This is a genomic window from Novipirellula sp. (assembly GCF_041583735.1).
In the GTDB taxonomy this organism is placed as follows: Bacteria; Planctomycetota; Planctomycetia; order Pirellulales; family Pirellulaceae; genus Novipirellula.
In genome coordinates, this window is record NZ_JBFHFD010000096.1 from 1 (window position 1) to 18,008 (window position 18,008).

The window sequence follows — 18,008 nt, forward strand, 5'->3', positions numbered from 1 at the left end:
TACGCTCTACTACCAACTCGAACGGATCGCCGGCGGATCACTCGTGAAGCTTTACAACGTCGTCAACGGCGTGTTGTTCTGCTTCCTAGCCGGCGCGATGGTGACGGTTTCGGCCAGCGCGGTCGGTGTACCATTTGACATTCACTATGCCGTTCCGGAGCAAACGTTTGGCTTCGGTGCTCCGTCATTCACGGCGCTCGTGGTCATCGTGGGGATCGTGATGGCGGTGATTGCCGCAGCGGGCTACCAAATGGTGGCAAGAGTCGCAAACATCGCCGCCCCCTGGATGATTTGTATCTTTGCTGCGTGCGGAATCGTCTCGTTGATCCAAATGGGAGCGACCAGCAGCGAAGCTCTTTCCGAAGGCAAATACTGGAGCGATGCGGTTGCGTTTGTCCAAGCAAAGAGTGGTGAAAAGCCCTTTACGTTCTCACAAATTGTGATTTTTGCATGGCTTTGTAATGGAGCGATGCACTTTGGGATGGCGGATCTTTCGATCTTTCGCTTCGCGCGAAAACCCTCCTCCGGCTGGGCCCCCGCGGTCGGGATGTTTCTGGGGCATTACATGGCCTGGATTGCAGCCGCGCTTCTGTTGGCAGCTCAGATCAAGCTTTCGCAAAACGACTCGGCCAACCCAGGCATGTTGGCTTGGGGCGCCCTTGGTTGGACCGGGATTATTTGTGTGGTGATCGCAGGTTGGACCACCGCAAATCCCACGATCTATCGAGCCGGCTTGGCGTTCCAAGGCATCTTTCCCAAAAGCTCTCGCACCGTGATGACTTTGGTGGCCGGAGCGGTTGCAACCATGGCCGGGGCATTTCCAAACTTGTCTGCCCAGTTGCTCGGATTCGTCGGGACGTACGGCACCGTGTTGGGCCCAATGGGTGCAATCATATTCGTCGACTTTTACCTGATGAAGCGGTTCGGATTGCAGGATGAATATGCGGCGCGGCGCAGCCAATCGGTCAACATGGCCGTGCTGGTTGCCTGGCTATTGCCGGTTTTCGTCGGGCTCTACTTGATCTTCGCTCAGGACTTGTTCGCGGCTTATGCCGTCATCCCATGCTGGATCATCAGCGGCATTTTGTATCTTGCCCTCAGCAAAATGCTTCAGTCGCCTGCAGGTGACGTCGCCGTCAATTAATTGCCGCCCCTTGCTTCAACGAGAAAAACAATGAAACCAATCGTTTTCAAAGTCGCTTCGCTGCTCGCATTGGCGGCGACCATCGTTCCAAGTGTGCTCTGCTTCGCTGGTCTGATCGATCTGAGCGTCGTGAAGACGTCGGCGTTGATCGGAACGCTTGTGTGGTTCGCCGCCACGCCGTTTTGGATGAGCCGCGATATTGATTCCGAAGAACTGCACCCTGGCAGCGAACCGAGTGTCGAGATCTAGATTTTTGTCACAGCCACGCATTCGGCTGGGCCTAGCGAAAGCCGTCAAGGTTTTCGGCCGTTTTCCCTTGCCAAGCGAAACACTCGTTCCAGTTCCGCTTCTGGCAATTGAAGCTGAATCGGTGACCGCTGATGCACTGCGGTGATGTCACCGAGACTCTCCCCACTGGTTTCGAGCCGCAGTTCGTTTCCTGGCACCGCAGGCTGCTGGATCAACGGGCGTATCGCTGCATTCGTGCTAACTTCCATTTTACCTTAAGATTTCTGAATCCATGAAAATCGAGCCAATCGTCATCCAACGACTTTCTTTGCATGCACTCGTGGCGACTCTGCTTGTCTCCGGCGGACGTCTGGCTGCGGCCGAGCCAGGCTTAAGTGTTGCGGACTCATCGCTCCGCTGCGACTACCGAGTCAATCCACTCGGACTCGACACGCTTCGTCCTCGTTTCCATTGGATTGTTGTTTCGGATCAGCGAGGGGAATCGCAAACGGCTTATCAAATCCGCGTGGCTTCATCGGCGAGGTTGCTCGCGACCGACTTGCCTGATCTTTGGGATTCGGGAAAGGTCATGTCGCCGGAAACACTGCAGATTCAATATGACGGAAAACCGCTTTCATCGCGGCAAAAATGTTATTGGAAAGTCCGCTGTTGGGATCGCAACGGCATTGCTTCGGATTGGAGCGAAACTGCGTTCTGGACGATGGGACTGCTCGAACCATCCGATTGGAAAGCCGAGTACATCTCGTACGAAGACTCGTCATCCATCTCGAAAGACACTAGCAAGCTGTATTTGCCGGCGGCTCGTCAGTATCGAAAAGCGTTTTTTTCGGAAAAGGAAGTGGCTCGTGCGACGGTCTATTCGACCGCACTGGGCATCTATGAACTCGAGATCAACGGCGCGCGAGTCGGGGATGCGTATTTCGCTCCCGGATGGACCGATTATCGTCAACGGGCCTATTACAACACCTACGAAGTGACCGACTTGGTCAAACGTGGCGAAAATGTCATTGGTGCTCGTGTCGCAGACGGCTGGTATAGCGGCTATGTGGGATTTGGTTTGTTGACGGGGATGGGAACCGAACGGCAAGGAAGGTGGAACTATGGCAAAACCCCGTCGCTGATGACACAGATGGAAGTCGAATATGTTGACGGCACGCGAGCCACGATCAGCACCGATGCGACTTGGACGGTGACCGCGGATGGTCCGATTCAAGAGGCGGATCTGTTGATGGGGGAATCTTACGACGCCCGCAAAGAGATGCCGGGATGGTCGTCACCCGGTTTTGATGATGCAAACTGGGACAACGCAGTTCTGGCTCGCGACATCGAGAACATCGTCGCAGACTTTTACGAGGCTCATAATCCCAAAAACGTCGGTGGTGGTCCTCGTATTCAAGGGACTCCGCGTGACCTTGGCTTTAAACGTCCCCGACTCGAATCGTTTCCTGGCGTTCCCGTACGCATCACCGAAGAGCTGCCAGCGAAAAAGATCACCGAGCGTGAACCGGGCACTTATGTTTTTGACCTTGGACAAAACTTTGCCGGAGTGATTCGGCTGAATATCAAAGGCCCCGCAGGTCATCGCGTCCAGATTCGCTACGCCGAGATGTTGCATCCCGATGGTCGCATGATGACTGAGAATTTGCGTAAAGCACGTGCCACGGACTATTACGTTTGCAAAGGCGACCCGGATGGCGAAATCTATCAACCACGATTCACATTCCATGGTTTCCAGTTCGTCGAAGTTGCAAACTTTCCTGGCGAGGTCGACTTGGATACGGTGACCGGGTTGGTGATGCACAGTGACACGCCGATGACGAGCGAGTTCGAGTGCAGCGACCCGATGGTCAATCAGTTGTTCAAAAATGTGGTTTGGACCCAACGTGCAAATTTCCTCGATTTGCCCACGGATTGTCCTCAACGCGACGAACGAATGGGATGGACCGGAGACGCACAAGCTTACGTCGGTACCGCGGCCTATAACGCTGACATCGGTGCGTTTTATACAAAATGGCTTCGTGAATTGATGGAATCACAACGCGAAAGCGGAGCGTTTCCGGGTTACTCGCCGTTCCCGTTCCAACACGGTTGGGATTTTGGATCCGCCTGGGCCGATGCCGGTGTGATCTGTCCCTGGACGATTTGGCAAGCCTACGGCGACACTCGTGTGATCGAGGATTGTTGGGAACCAATGACTCGGTTCATGCAGTGGCGACAAGAGACGAGCAACAACGATCTTGGCATCGTGCATGGCAACGCATGGGGCGACTGGTTGGCGCAAGGCGCTAGCACCCCGTTGGATTACGTCGATACGGTCTACTTTGCGATCTCGGCCCGGATGATGTCCGAAATGGCCGAAGCGATCGGCCATGACAATGAAGCCAAAGCGTATCGCAACCAATTGCAGCGGACCAAGAAGGCATTCCAAGCGAAATACCTTCGCGACGATGGCAGCATCAACGTGAACACACAAACGGCGCAAGCGTTGGCGTTGTTTGCCGATCTTGTGCCAGAGAAGCAATGCGAAGCGACCGGCCGTCATCTTGCTAAAATGATCGCCGAGAACGGCAACCATATGTCGACCGGCTTCTTGGGAACCCGGCCGCTGCTGCCGGTGCTGTCGAGTGCGGGACAGCACGACTTGGCGACATTCTTGCTGCAATCACGCGAGTTTCCTTCGTGGGGCTATGAGATCGAAAACGGTGCAACCACGATCTGGGAACGCTGGGACAGCTACACCAAAGAAGACGCCTTTGGACGCCACAACGCCGCAATGAACTCGTTCTCGCACTACGCGTTTGGTGCGGTGTGTGAGTGGATGTTTGATACCTTGGCTGGAATCAAATCAGAGGGTCCGGGATATAGCAAGATCATCATCCATCCTCATGTGCCCACCCCCAATAGTAACGCGATGGTCGATGTAATCGATTGGGTACGAGCATCGTATGATTCGGTACGCGGGACGATCCGTAGCGATTGGAAAGTCGCCGATGGCCAATTCCATTTGCACGTTTCGATTCCAGCCAATACGACGGCGACGGTGGTTCTGCCGACCGAGGATCCACAATCGATTCTTGAATCCGGCAAATCCGCCATGGATAACGTGAACGTTAGCAAGCCTCGCATCGAAAGCGGATCCACGAAGTTCGTGGTGGGATCGGGTGATTACGAGTTCACGATGCCTTTCGCCAAACAATCGGCTCGCAAAGGCCTCGTGACATCGAAACCCAAAGACACGTCGATCAATCCGGGTGGCATCGACATGACGAATGCCAAGGAGTTAGTGCGATGGGATTTTGCTAACCCGTCGGACGTTGAAAAGTGGACGCACGTGTCCAATGTCAAAGTCGAACAGCGCGACGGCAAAGCCTTCTTGGTTGCCACTGGTAATGATTCACAAATGTCGACGCGACTTGCCGAGACGGTTTCCGGATCACTCGTGGTCCAGTTGCGAGCGATGCCTAGCCAGGGAGCGACAAGCCAGTTTTTCTGGGCTTTGCCCGAGCGTGGGTTTAACGGAACACAGCAGAACATACGTCCGCTGACTGCAAGCGATCAAGTGAATGATTATTTGTTTAGCGTGAATGAGACGAAACCGATTCAAAGTATTCGTTTCGATCCGTTCAATACGTACGACGAACACGCGAACGTCGGCGAGATGATGATTGAATCGATTGCGATCTATCAGTTGGGTGATAAACACGATTCCGAACCGTAGCGAACATGCGGCCTCGGATGCTAAACATGGCGAGCGTTGGTTCGCTAACGCTCCGCTATAAAAAGCACCCGGTTGGTGCCAATGTGGATGGTGCTAGGCGTTAACGCGAGGGTACGATTCGGTGAACGCGATTTTTGCAGGCGTCTAATGAGATCGGCTACGGTTTTGGGTAGCGGTCTGAGAGTCGTTGGGGCATCGCACTTGGGGTGTAGCGAACTCCGCTTCCTCGGTCGCCTTGGGGGCGATAGTGCGGGCTATTTCGAGTTGATTGCGGCACATACGCAGAGTCGCCACTTTCGTCGCACCACCATTTTGACCAATTTGCACTGAGTTCGTTGACGACCTCAGGTTTCGCCGCCGCGAGATCCGTTGTCTCCAGAGGATCGTTCTGGTTGTCAAATAGCTGCCAACCGGCGGCGTCCACCTCGGCCAAGGTCCATCGATCGGTTCGGATGGCACGGTTGTCCATGTACTGGAAATAGATTGGGTGTTGGCGTTGCCACGCTTCTTCACGAAGCACTGGCAGAAACGACTCGCCCGCCACGTCGTTTGCCTGTTTTCCGATCGCTTGCAGACAGGTTGGCAACACATCGACCATGTGGACCGCGCGCGACTCGATGCGTCCTGGATCGCCTGTATTACCAGGCCACCAAGCGACCGCACCTGTGGTGACGCCGCCGGCGTGTTGGCCAATCTTGTACATTCGCCATGGCGTCACGCTTGCATACGCCCAGCCGGTGCCGGGTTGCCAGTTCGATCCTGGGTCACCCGGCAAACGCCCCATTTTCAACATGGCTTGGTCGACCACGGAAAAGGAATCGGTTCCATTGTCGCTGAGAAGTAGAACCAGCGTATTGTCGCCGCGCCCGTTGTCGCGGATCGACTGCATGACTCGTCCAATGCCGCGATCCATACGCTGGACCATCGCAGCGAACACCGACATCCGCAAGTCTTCGAGATCACGTTGTTCTTCGCTGAGCGATTCCCACTTGGGAAGGTTTTGGGGATAGGAGGGAAGCACCGCGTCGGCCGCTACCAGCCCCATTTCTTTTTGGCGGCGGAAGCGAGCTTCGCGTATTGCCTGCCAACCGGCAGCATACTTGCCTCGGTATTGCATGATGTCGTCCCGCGGAGCTTGCAGCGGATTGTGTGGAGCTTGGTAACTTAAATACAAAAAGAACGGGGCGGCGGGGGCCTGTTTTGTGGCGTCGTCGATGAACTGTATCGCTCGGTCGCTCAAGGCATCGCTGCTGTAATAGTTGTCTCCAAAATCCGTAAACGGCTTGCGATCGAGTCGGTAACTGCGAGCTCCGGCGAAATGATCGGCAAAGCCCGACAAAAATCCGAAAAAGTGATCAAAACCGCGGTCCATCGGATGGCCGTCGAGATGCCATTTTCCGATTAATGCCGACCGATACCCCGATTCATGCAGCCGTTCGGGCAACAGCCGCGTGTCTCGGAAATTCGGCAGCGCGTTGGGCCACCAGCGGCCGGTCAACATTGACGCACGAGAAACCACACACATGCCTCCATTGTAAAAATGGGTCATGCGAACCCCTTCCTTGGCAAGCTGATCAATGTTGGGGGTTGAAATTTCGCCTCCGAAGCAACCGGGGTCTGAATACCCCATGTCGTCGGCGAGAATCACAACGATGTTGGGTCTTGATTCTGCGTTTGCGATGCCAGCAACGGATAAGGAAACGGCCAACCAGATCGCGGTTTTTCGCGAGAATGACCGTAAAGCTGGACCCATATTTCCGAACGCAAAATGAGATAACACCGCCACATTCATCCTTCATATCTTGAGAGTAAATAGAACAAGCCAAGTTGCCGCATGCATTAACCCGCAGCACCGAGCCCCACGATCCAAGCGACCACGATCAGCGTGATTGCTGTGACGCCTGCCGCCGATTGAACCCAACGGCTGGCCAACCAGCGATCAGGTAAACGGCTGCCAGCCCAGCCGATCAGCAATCCTGCGACGAAACCGGTGACGTGGGCGAGGACATCGGTTCGTTCGCCGCCGATTCCGGTGAACGCCAACAACAGCACTCCGCCGATCAACGGGCTCCATCGTTTGAACGGTTTTTCCTGGGAAGCGGTCCAGCGGCGAAGCCCGTGAGAAACGATCATCCCGAGTGCGGCAAAGACCGCGGTCGATGCACCGATCGAGGTGTGTGCTGCGGGCTGAGCCCAGGCGTTCATTCCGTTACCCATGCCGCCCGCGATCACGATTCCCAACCAAGCCACGCCGCCTCCTAAAGATCGTCCGGCCAGCAGTCCAAAGACGGTCCCGAATAACAGGTTCCCCATCAAATGGGCGGCATCTAAATGGAGCGTTAATGCGGTCAACATTCGCCACCATTCTCCGGCGACGACGCTTCCTGCATGCATCCGTCCGGCCTGGAACCATTCAAACCCAAACGTCGATTTCGCGGCCAGCACGGCGACAATCATGAGCACGCTGGCGTACAGAAAGACCGCCAACGCTGCGGCTTCGTACACGGGATCGGCGGTCCGGCGACGCGGCGCTGAATCGCGGTTTTCGTTTCGATACGCATCGAGTTCAGCGATCGCGACGTTCTGGTCTTCGCGAGCAACCACCAGCAACCATGTGCCATCGCGAGAGACCGCCTCGGCGGCAATCCCGGCGGCCATCAGGACGAGACGTGCTTCGAAACATTCGCTCGAACGATTGGTGCTGAGCACGACTTCTTCACCCGGCAGCTGATTTTCCATGCAACTATCTTCGGCTTGGAGCGTCGTTTTAGCAATCCGACGAGCGGCATTCGTAGGCCGGATCGTAGCACAGCGGAGTTCCGCCAGGACGGCGGGGGAGCAGTTGGAAGTCGGATTGGCCGGTGGAACGAATTCCGCATCATCTCCGGATCTGCCGAATCTGCGTCGCGATCGCGACCTGGAACGGACCACAATAACGACGAAAAATGCCGGAGGGGGTTGGTTGCACCACCTCTGGGGATGCAGGCTGTTGATTGGATCCGCTCTAGATACAATGGGTACGAGCTGCGTTTTCCAACGCTGCCGCCCTTTGTCGATGCGACTTTGTGACGGTCGTATCAAACCATTCTGCCTAATTTACTGTCCGCATCGGGTCCAAATTCGATCCCCGGTTGATCTTTTACGTCCATCAACGATAGTCAACGCTTTCGAATTGATTCCGATTCCAACCAGACGACGCGATGACCGAGAATACCCAAACGCCAGCAACTGACGATCTTCGCATTAACGAGATTAAACAGTTGATGCCACCGAAAGATCTGATGGCCGAGATTCCGGTCGAAGCCGATGTGGCGGAAACCGTCTCGAGCGCGCGATCGGGAATCCAGCGTGTGCTCAGCGAAGAGGATGACCGGTTGGTGGTTGTCGTTGGCCCCTGTTCGATCCATGACCCTGATGCGGCGTTGGAATACGCCCAACTGTTGGCTGTGGAACAACAAAAACATCACGACAATCTGCTGATCGTGATGCGGGTCTATTTCGAGAAACCTCGTACCACCGTGGGCTGGAAAGGGTTGATCAATGACCCCGGACTAGACGACAGCTTCGAGATCAACCGGGGGCTGCGAACCGCTCGCGGGTTGCTGCGAGACATCAACGCGATGGGGCTTCCGACCGGCACCGAGTTCCTCGACCTGATCAGCCCGCAATACATCGCCGATCTTGTCGGCTGGGGAGCGATTGGGGCTCGCACGACCGAAAGCCAGGGGCATCGTGAACTCGCATCCGGGTTGTCATGCCCGGTAGGCTTCAAAAACGGAACCAGCGGTAACGTGCAAATCGCCGTCGATGCAATCTGCTCGGCCTCGCGTCCGCACCATTTCTTGTCGGTGACCAAAGAAGGCACGTCCGCGATCTTTGCCACAACCGGCAACAGCGATTGTCACGTGATCATGCGAGGCGGGATTCACACAAACTATGACGCGGCGAGTATCGATGCCGCATCCGATTTGCTGAAGAAGGCGAATCTGAGCCCACGGATTATGATCGACACCAGCCACGCGAACAGTCGCAAAAAGTACACGCGGCAACGCTATGTGTGCCGCGATATTTGCAGCCAAGTCGGCGACGGTGACCAACGCATCATGGGGGTGATGATCGAAAGCAACTTGGTCGAAGGCAACCAGAATCTCAGCGATGGCGGTCTCGTCCGTGGCAAGAGCATCACCGACGCCTGCATCGGATGGGACGAAACCGTCGCGATCCTGCAAGACCTTAGCGACGCGGTCGAATCACGCCGCAGCAAGTGATTTTGGAGTGCCGGAGGCACGAAAGCCTTTTTTTGAAAAGAGCGTTTGGCCCCGGTTTCTCGCTCTAGCGTCCTCGGTATTCCACGCGGCAGTTAATTGCTTGCTGCTGAGCGGCGACCACGTTGTCGCTCGCCGCTCCGGATTCAATCGCCAGCAACTGCTTGGCTAACTTGCTGGCTTGTCCTGTTCCGCGGATCGCACTGAGTGCCGTGCGGCAGTCGGCCTCGCCAACGGCGGTCTCTAGCTGGAGCGTCAACTGTCTGAGTAGTGAAAGCAATTTGGCGAAGTCACGTGGGTAGTTCGTCGGATCCCCCTGCAGACACGTTTGTAGTGCGGTTTGCACGACCAATGCATGCAGATCCGACACGGACGCGATGTCGGCGAGCGATTTCGCCCAGCGGGCCGCCTTGATCATCCCACCTGGCAACAATGCACGCATGGCTGTCCCCAAATTGTCAGTGCCCAAACGTCCATCCTCGATTGCGACCGTCGCGACATCGATTGCCAAACGCTGCTCGCCGGGTTCTTTGGCCGCCAATGCAAGGATCAAACAAAGCGTCGCCATCTCAAAAAGCGGCGTCCCAGGATCCAACATGGGTTCCAATAAGTGACTGTTGTACCAGCGTGATTCGTGCCAATCGAGATTATCTGCGAACGCCTCCGCAGCGCGAGCGAAATACGACTCACGAGCAATCGGCCACAACGTTGCTGCGGCACGGACGGAATCGGTCGTGTTGCCCGCAAAATGTCCTACCTCCCAAGCGATGATATGCGGCAAGTGGAAGCTGACGGTCGGATGTTCGGAAACGTTTGGCAGCGCACTCGAGGACGACTCGGGGCAAGCAGGCTCGCTCGCCACTGACAACCATGTTCGGTATTTATTGGACTGATGAGCCCAGCGGTAGGTGGCGGCCGTTGCGGCATCCGGACCTTGCTCGGGAAAGACGTCTGATACCGCAGGATCCGATTTCCACGGCGCTCGTGCTCGGGCCGCAGCAATCCACAAACGCTTGTTCGTTTCTATCGTAATACCTTGGGCGCCGAGTGCGTATCGAATCGCTTGACGCCAATTCTGCTTGCTCGGTTTCAGCTTTGTGAGCGCTTCTGCTCGACGATCGGGGGCCAATCGCAAGGTCGCCATTACCACGTCGGTTTCCTCGGGTGAGTCGTCTGCCAAAGTGTTGACTCGATCGACCAAGACGAGTGGATCAATCCAGCCGCCTCGATGCGTCGGAGTGCTCAGCGGGGTCGAGGCTGTGCCGGTCGCCACCTTCCTAGCAAGTTGTTGACAGCGTTCAGACAATACCGCAAGCGGTTTGTTGCGGTTACAGTAGCGAAACGGCCCCTGTAGACCGTCGACATCGACCACGTGGCAATACGGTTGTCCGTCGCGGATCTCATATTCACCTTGCGGACCGAGTACCTCACCCTCGACCCAGGCATAGATGCAGCCAGCCAAATCCGACACGGTGCCACGTCCCCAGAAGGGAAACAGATCTCGTTTGATCAGTTGAACGGTTTGTTTGGCGAGTGGTGCGACACGCTGTGCAAAATCGGCGGGGCGTTGATCACAGAGTCGGGCGATCCCATCGATTGCCAATTCGGCTTCATCCACCTGACCGCGATCTTCCAAGACGCTCGAACAGAGGTCGATCAATTCGTCGAGATCAGTTACCGGTTCTAGCTGGTCGTCATTGGATCCCTAGAAAAATCTGCGCAGCCAAGTTGTGTTTACACGGTCCACGATCGTTTTGATGTTTGGCGTACCATGATCGCGGCAGCCGACACGTTGATGTCTCGGAGTGGGCAAAAAGGGAGGAGGGATCAATGTACCACAAATCAATGCCTAGGCGGCTGGCATCGCAATCCGTTCCGGTCTCTGTTGCTGGTAGATAACAACTAGATAACAACGTCAAACTTTGACTATATTGTGGGACAGGCTTCCAGTCTGCGCACGTGTCCTCGTCAGACTGGAAGCCTTTGCTAAATTCTTCGTAGCGAGAATCGCGGAGACTTTCGCGCATCGGTGCCCCGACCCAAAACTCTTAACGATTTTCGCTAGAAAAATCCGTCTGGCTCGACATCCTGGAAGCCGTTCCGACATTATTAAAGCTATATGGAAGCAACCCACCAGCATCGATCCGAGCGGGTTTGGCGACGCGGTGAACATGTGCCGGAGCTTGATGGGCTGCGTGGGCTGGCGATTTTGGTCGTGACGCTGTACCGATTCGGCAAAGGGTTTCCTGAAGAGACCGTCATCGGCAAGTGGATTGGATTTGTCTTGAGTCACGGAGATCGCGGGGTTGATCTTTTTTTTGTGCTATCGGGTTTTCTGATCACCGGCATCTTGATCGATGGCAAAGACCGTCCGCACTACTTCCGTAACTTCATCGCCCGCCGCAGCCTACGGATTTTTCCGCTCTATTTTTGCACACTCGCGGCGATCGTGATCGGAGCAAGTTTATTTCCTGAGTTGGCGGAAATGTTCGCGCTTCCGCTGAGCAATCAGTTCTATCTGTGGACTTATCTGGTCAACGTCAAGATGAGCTTTGAAAACGAATGGTGTTTTGGCCGCCTCGACCATTTCTGGTCGTTGGCGGTGGAAGAGCATTTCTATCTTGTCTGGCCGTTCATCCTTTATCAGCTGCGATCCACTCTGACGCTTCGCGTGGCGATCGGTTTGGCAATCCTCAGTGCGGTCTCGCGAGTCGGTTATGTGCTGGCCACGCAACATGGTGTTGCCGCCGATGTGTTGACGATCTTTCGCGTCGACTCGCTGCTGATCGGCGCGGCGGTCGCCGTGATGGCACGCAGACCGAAGGGCTTGGAACCATTCAAGAAATGGCTGCCAATAGCGTTTCTGTCATGCGTTTCGGTCGTTGTGATGGCGATGGTTCTGAATAAGGGGCTGTTCACGCTGACGCATACGTTGTGGCCGGTGATTTGGGCCTGTATTTTGGTTTGGTTGATGACGGCGAGCCCCAGCGAAGGATTGGCACGCTTTTTCAATTTATCGGGACTGCGTTCGCTTGGAAAATACAGCTATGCGATGTATGTGTTTCAAAATCCGTTGATCGCACTGGTGTCCACGGTGCTTACTGCGTCCACCTTCACCGCGGTCACCGGTGATGCCGTGACAAGTCACCTCGGATACCTTGGTGTGATGTTCGCACTGACCTACTTCGCCGCCGTGGCCAGTTGGTATTTGTTAGAGCGTCACTTTTTGAAATTGAAACGGTACTTTCCAAGTGGTTGATGCTGAATAGCGTCATCCCTCGAGCTAGATAGATCAATCGCACCAGCACATCACGACGCACTCGAGACGAAGCACCGCCGCCGGCGAAAACTAAACGGGGTGCCGCCCAAGGACATCTACTTTCGCACTAAACGGATCGTTTTTATAGCGGTGCGGCGCGAGCCTCCCGGTCAAAATCGAACGTTTTTTTCGCGGCAACCGTGTCGTTGCCCCCTCCAATCGTCTTCCGCGAGATCACCTCCGCAGCGAAACGGAGGCCGCAGTGGACCTCCGTTGCTCTGGCAACAAAAACCGATTCCAATAGTACACGAATGCGAATACGATAACGCATGGCGCGTTTTCGTCCGCTTGTAGGTAACCTGCCGCCCTTTTCGCTCCCCCCTTCCTTTGTGATTCAAGTCTTGATGTCTTTTCTTTCCTTGCCGATGGCAAGTCTGCAAAATGTTTCCGAGCCCTTATCGAGTGGTGTTCACGTTCATCTCAGCACAATCGACATCCTGGTCGCCGTTGGTTATTTGATCGGGATCGTGGCCATCGGATTGTTCGCCGCTTGGCTGCACAAGAAAAAGCAGGGCGCTGCCAGTGAATATTTTTTGGCGGGCAAAAGCCTTGGCTGGGCCAGCATCGGATTGTCGCTGTTTGCAACCAATATTTCCACGTTGCATTTGGTCAGTCTGGCACAGAACGGTTTTGACACCGGATTGTTGAACGGGAATTTCGAGTGGATGGCAGGCTTTACGCTGGTGCTACTCGGTCTGTTTTTCGCACCGTTTTATATCCGCTCGGGGATCGCAACGCTGCCCGATTTTCTTGAGCGTCGTTACAATCGCATCTGCCGTGACTGTTTAGCGTTCGTCTCGATCTTGACGGCGATCGTGATTCACATCGCGTTTGCTTTATTGACCGGAGGCATCATTTTAGAAGAGCTGCTTGAGATTCCGATGATGTACAGCATCATCGTGCTCTGCGTGCTGACGGGAATCTATACGATCGTGGGCGGCTTGTTGGCGGTGGTTGTGACCGAGTGCATTCAAACGGTCGTGCTGCTAGGCGGCGCGGCCCTGATCACCGCGTTGGCACTTTGGCAGCTCGGTGGCACCGTGGACGCTCCGGGCGGATGGGACGGTTGGCAAAATTTGCTTTCGATCCTCGACCGCGAAGATCAAGGCCAGCGGTTGTCGATGTTGCGGCCGCATGGTGATGCGGACAATATGCCTTGGTATGCGATCATGCTTGGATATCCCGTGCTGGGAATCTGGTATTGGTGTGCCGATCAAACGATTGTGCAGCGAGTACTCGGTGCCAAGAATGAGCAGCACGCTCGTCAGGGGCCCATTTTCGCCGGCGTGCTGAAGATCCTGCCAGTATTCTTGTTTGTGCTTCCTGGTTTGCTGGCTTGGGCTTTGTTTACGGATGGGCGATTGGATTTGTCACTAATCACCGTCGACGGCGTGGTGCAGTCCAAGGGGATTTACGCCAGCATGATTACCGAATTGTTGCCGCTCGGGCTGCGGGGCGTGTTGGTGGCGGCGTTGATGGCGGCATTGATGAGCACGGTGTCCGGCGCACTCAACTCCATCTCGACGCTATTTAGCTATGACATCGTCAAACGGTTCAAACCGACGGTGGACGACAAGTCGCTTGTCCGCGTGGGGCGAATTTCGGCTGGGATCGCGTTGATGATCGCCGTTGCGTTGGTGCCCGCGCTGAACATGTTCGAGAGCATTTTTAATGGGATGGCAAGCATAATTTCACACATCGCTCCGCCGATCACCAGCGTACTGGTGTTAGGCGTCTTTTGGCGCGGAGCAAGCTCGCGTGCTGCGGCCATCACGCTGATCGGTGGTTCGGTGCTGGGGATCGCCGTGTTCGCAACCAACACGTTGATGCCGGAGGGTGCGCTGAACCAATTGCCCGGAGGCTTCATGATGATGGCTTTCTATTTATTCACGGTATGCGTCGTGGCCCAAGCACTCCTGAGCCGATTGCTGCCGGATGCCGCCGCCCAGACCGGTGATTTGCGTGGATCCGAATTGGCATGGGATCCGCCTTGGGCCGCGCTGAAGATCCCCGGCGATAGCCGGTTGGGCGATCCACGACTGCTGTCGACACTGCTAATGTTAGTGATGGCTGTGCTCTACTGGATCTTTCGATAGCGGCAATGTAAAGCGGAAGCCGTCGACGGATCTGCTGCAGCTCGATAACACCGTTGCTGAGACCGGCGAGACCACGAGCATTGCGGCGCGATATCGGGAAGTCGTCAAACGGCTTCCACACGCCTACGTCACGGAGGTCGCCAAAATCAAAGCGAATCAACGCCCAAGTGCAGTAAGGGTGCGTCCCGAAGGCTCGCCGTCACCGGCGCGGCCGGGCGGCGTGAGGAAAAAGACCGGTAAGAAAGAGTAGACTCGTAGACAGTGATCGATCCGTGAGAGACCATCTGTTTGCATTGCTCATGATGGTCGTGTGCGGTGGTCACACCATCGGCGTCACGCATGACCAAGGCCACCATTTCGAGATGAGACGTTCGGCACCGTGGGCGGCTGTAATCCACCCCACGCACATCATTTATATTTCGAATTGCTTGGACGGGGGATTTAACGAGATGGATTGCTGCTGGCAGCAACGACCATCGTCATCGCGTCCAACAACGCTTGTTGCCGAATCGGCTTGGCGACGTAGGCGTCCATTCCCGCCTCGCGACATCGCCCCTCGTCTCCCTTCATGGCATGAGCGGTCATCGCGATGATAGGGACGTGTTGAGCAGGCGTTGCATTCTGCTCACGTTTGCGAATCGCACGCGTCGCGTCGAGACCATCCATTTCGGGCATCTCGACATCCATTAAAATCAAATCAAATGCGTCCGCTTCACTTTTCTGTACCGCCTCGATGCCGTTTTTGGCAATGGAAACGGTGTGCCCCCATTTGCTCATCAGTCCCTTGGCTACCATTTGATTGACTAAGCTGTCCTCGACAAGCAGCACACGCAGGCTACCGAGCGAAGGAGATGGGGGCGCCGTGTGCGGATAGCGCGAGGCAGACTCGGTTGAGGCAGACTCGGGTGAGTTGGATCGAGGGGCGTTCACGTCGTGAGCATCGAGTCCCACCGCATGTGAGATCGCCCGCAGCAGTTCGGATTGTTTGACCGGTTTCATTAAATGCGTTGCCACGTTCAATTCTTCACAGCGTGGCAGATCCCCCGACCGCATCCCCGACGTCAGCAACATGACCGTGGTCTCGGCGACTTGGCTGTCGTGCCGTAGCGACTCGACGAAGCCAAAACCATCGATCTCAGGCATGTTGACGTCGGAGATCACCAATTGAAATGGCACACCCTGCTCGACCGCCAACTTGACTTGATCCAAGGCGTCCTTGGCATTGGAAACCGCTTGCGGCTGGATCCCCCAGTTCTGAAGCGTCTCCTGCAGGATACGACGATTCGTTTGATTGTCGTCGACCACCAGCACGCGGAGCCCGTGCAGGGATTCTGGATTCAGTTGTGGCTTGTTGCCGGTTTCCCGTGTTCCGATGGGTAGTTTGACCACGAAGCTGAACGTCGTTCCACGACCAAATTCGCTGTTCACCGCCAACCGTCCACCCATCAATTCGACGAAACGCGATGCGATGGCTAACCCCAAGCCGGTGCCGCCATATTTCCGCGTGGTCGACTTGTCAGCCTGTTCAAACTCGGCAAAGATCGTATCAAGCTTGTCTTGCGGGACTCCGATGCCGGTATCCGTTACCGCGAACTTCAGTGAGATATTCGGATCGTCCTGCGTGTCCGCGTTTTGATCGTCAACATTCACCTCGACAACGACTTCGCCCCTCTCGGTGAACTTAATCGCATTGCCTACCAAGTTGATCAGAATCTGTCGCAATCGACCTGCATCACCAACCACGATTTCTGGAATTTTGGGATCAAAATGATAAGCCAATTCGAGACCTTTGTGATGCGCTCTGGCGGCTAGCGATTTCATCATGGTGCCGATGCTCTCGCGAATGTCAAACGCCGCGGGATCCAGTTCGATCTTGCCCGCTTCGATCTTCGAAAAGTCAAGGATATCGTTCAGCAGACCCAACAACGCTTCGCCCGATTCGAGGACAGCCTGCGTGTACTCTCGTTGGACCGAGCTAAGTTCAGTGTCGAGCAGCAACTCGGCCATTCCGATTACGCCGTTCATCGGCGTGCGAATCTCGTGACTCATGTTTGCCACAAATTCGCTTTTCGCACGATTTGCAGTTTCTGCGGCCTCCTTTGCCGTTTCCAGCGCACGTTCAGTCTGCTTTAATTTGGTGATGTCACGCGAGATGCCAAAGGTTCCCACCACCTTTCCGTCTTGCCGTTGAAGAGGCAGTTTGGTGGTCGAAACCCAGCGTTCAAGTCCGCTCGACCAAATCAGATGCTCTTCGCTTTCAACCAACGGTTCGCCGGTCTGCATGATTTTCTTTTCATCGGCCAACGCTTTTCGAGCATGGTCAGGATCAAAGAAATCAAAGTCGCTCTTGCCCACAGCATCGTCGGTGGACGCGAGACCCGAGCGATCTGCCTTGGCACGATTGATGCGGATGAACCTCCCCTTTGCATCTTTGAAATAGATGCTGTCGGGAATGTGGTCCATCAGTGATTGCAAAAGAAAACGGTCGTCTACCGGGACCGCAGCAGACTGCTCTTGCACGGGGCCGAGAGCCTCCGAATTAACTTCGCCCGCAGCTCGTTTTTCGTGCATCTTGATCTCTCGGCCACCTGGGGGACTGCTGCCTCAATCGAAAAACCATTCAATAGACTATAAAACCCGCGAATAACACGCGGGGGAACTTCCTATTTGTAACCGTCGTGATCAGCGGCGTTCAAATATGCCGTTTAAATATATCGTAACTATTCTAGTCGAGTTGCTTTGCACATTGGCCTTAAAAAATGAACAGAGACGGCAAGACTTTTTGCCTCTGACAATCCTATTGAAGTTCGTGATCGGTAAACCTTCGCCGGTTGCCGTCGTTCCGTGATCCCGGCAATGGCGGAGCTGGTCCAGTCGTTCGGCGACCTGATTGCCTCGCTAGTCGACAGTGAACATTAGAGAGTTGCCGCAATTTGTCCATCGCCACGGTTACTGGGGTGGTCCGGGGCTTGCACCCCGAGCATGTCAATGTCGATGGCATTGGGCTTTGTTGACCAAGGGGGATTGGATTCCACGCGGCGATTGGATTTTGTTTTGTGCGAGTGCTGACGCCCCGCACTAGCAATGTTGTGCGACCAACAGCCGACTGACGGTTTTCCTTAACTGAGTCAAATCAAACGGTTTGCTGACATAATCGTCCATCCCAGCGTCCAAGCATCGCTGGCGATCTCCTTGGATCGCGTTGCCGGTCAAGGCA

At 55.3% G+C, this 18,008-nt stretch carries 10 protein-coding genes and 1 pseudogene; 6 read left to right on the plus strand and 5 right to left on the minus strand.

Annotated features, from left to right (window positions below):
• Together ABX962_RS09835 and ABX962_RS09840 are read left to right on the plus strand one after the other, a co-directional pair.
• On the plus strand, positions 1-1,144 hold a 1,144-nt coding region (locus tag ABX962_RS09835), incomplete at its 5' end, for a hypothetical protein (protein ID WP_372718923.1).
• Between the two features lie 30 nt (positions 1,145-1,174).
• Entirely contained in the window at positions 1,175-1,393 is a 219-nt protein-coding gene (locus ABX962_RS09840) for a hypothetical protein (RefSeq protein ID WP_339944748.1), read from the plus strand.
• A 44-nt stretch (positions 1,394-1,437) separates the two neighbouring features.
• On the opposite strand, the gene ABX962_RS09845 is transcribed toward ABX962_RS09840, so the two are convergent.
• Positions 1,438-1,641: a hypothetical protein gene (locus tag ABX962_RS09845; RefSeq protein WP_372718925.1), complete on the minus strand. Its 204-nt coding sequence runs from the start codon at positions 1,639-1,641 to the stop codon at positions 1,438-1,440.
• A gap of 59 nt (positions 1,642-1,700) precedes the next feature.
• On the opposite strand from ABX962_RS09845, the gene ABX962_RS09850 reads away from it, so the two are divergent.
• The gene (locus ABX962_RS09850; RefSeq protein ID WP_372718939.1) at positions 1,701-5,111 is read left to right on the plus strand and encodes a family 78 glycoside hydrolase catalytic domain; all 3,411 of its coding nucleotides are present in this window, start codon (positions 1,701-1,703) and stop codon (positions 5,109-5,111) included.
• A 157-nt stretch (positions 5,112-5,268) separates the two neighbouring features.
• Here the strand turns inward: ABX962_RS09850 and ABX962_RS09855 are convergent, their stop codons facing one another.
• Together ABX962_RS09855 and ABX962_RS09860 are read right to left on the minus strand one after the other, a co-directional pair.
• The gene (locus ABX962_RS09855) at positions 5,269-6,759 is read right to left on the minus strand and encodes a sulfatase-like hydrolase/transferase (protein WP_372718927.1); all 1,491 of its coding nucleotides are present in this window, start codon (positions 6,757-6,759) and stop codon (positions 5,269-5,271) included.
• 191 nt (positions 6,760-6,950) lie between these two features.
• Positions 6,951-7,850: a rhomboid family intramembrane serine protease gene (locus tag ABX962_RS09860; protein WP_372718929.1), complete on the minus strand. Its 900-nt coding sequence runs from the start codon at positions 7,848-7,850 to the stop codon at positions 6,951-6,953.
• Between the two features lie 461 nt (positions 7,851-8,311).
• Here ABX962_RS09860 and ABX962_RS09865 point away from each other — a divergent pair, with 461 nt between their 5' ends.
• Entirely contained in the window at positions 8,312-9,379 is a 1,068-nt protein-coding gene (locus ABX962_RS09865) for a 3-deoxy-7-phosphoheptulonate synthase (RefSeq protein ID WP_372718931.1), read from the plus strand.
• A gap of 64 nt (positions 9,380-9,443) precedes the next feature.
• On the opposite strand, the pseudogene ABX962_RS09870 reads toward ABX962_RS09865, so the two are convergent.
• Positions 9,444-11,060, minus strand: a pseudogene (locus ABX962_RS09870) (DUF6493 family protein); the annotation flags it as partial.
• Positions 11,061-11,495: 435 nt separating this feature from the next.
• Here ABX962_RS09870 and ABX962_RS09875 point away from each other — a divergent pair.
• Together ABX962_RS09875 and ABX962_RS09880 are read left to right on the plus strand one after the other, a co-directional pair.
• Entirely contained in the window at positions 11,496-12,635 is a 1,140-nt protein-coding gene (locus ABX962_RS09875) for an acyltransferase family protein (RefSeq protein WP_372718933.1), read from the plus strand.
• Between the two features lie 404 nt (positions 12,636-13,039).
• On the plus strand, positions 13,040-14,791 hold the full coding sequence (locus ABX962_RS09880; protein WP_372718935.1) for a sodium:solute symporter: 1,752 nt from the start codon (positions 13,040-13,042) through the stop codon (positions 14,789-14,791).
• A 441-nt stretch (positions 14,792-15,232) separates the two neighbouring features.
• Here the strand turns inward: ABX962_RS09880 and ABX962_RS09885 are convergent, their stop codons facing one another.
• The gene (locus ABX962_RS09885; protein WP_372718937.1) at positions 15,233-17,362 is read right to left on the minus strand and encodes a response regulator; all 2,130 of its coding nucleotides are present in this window, start codon (positions 17,360-17,362) and stop codon (positions 15,233-15,235) included.
• Positions 17,363-18,008: the final 646 nt, after the last annotated feature.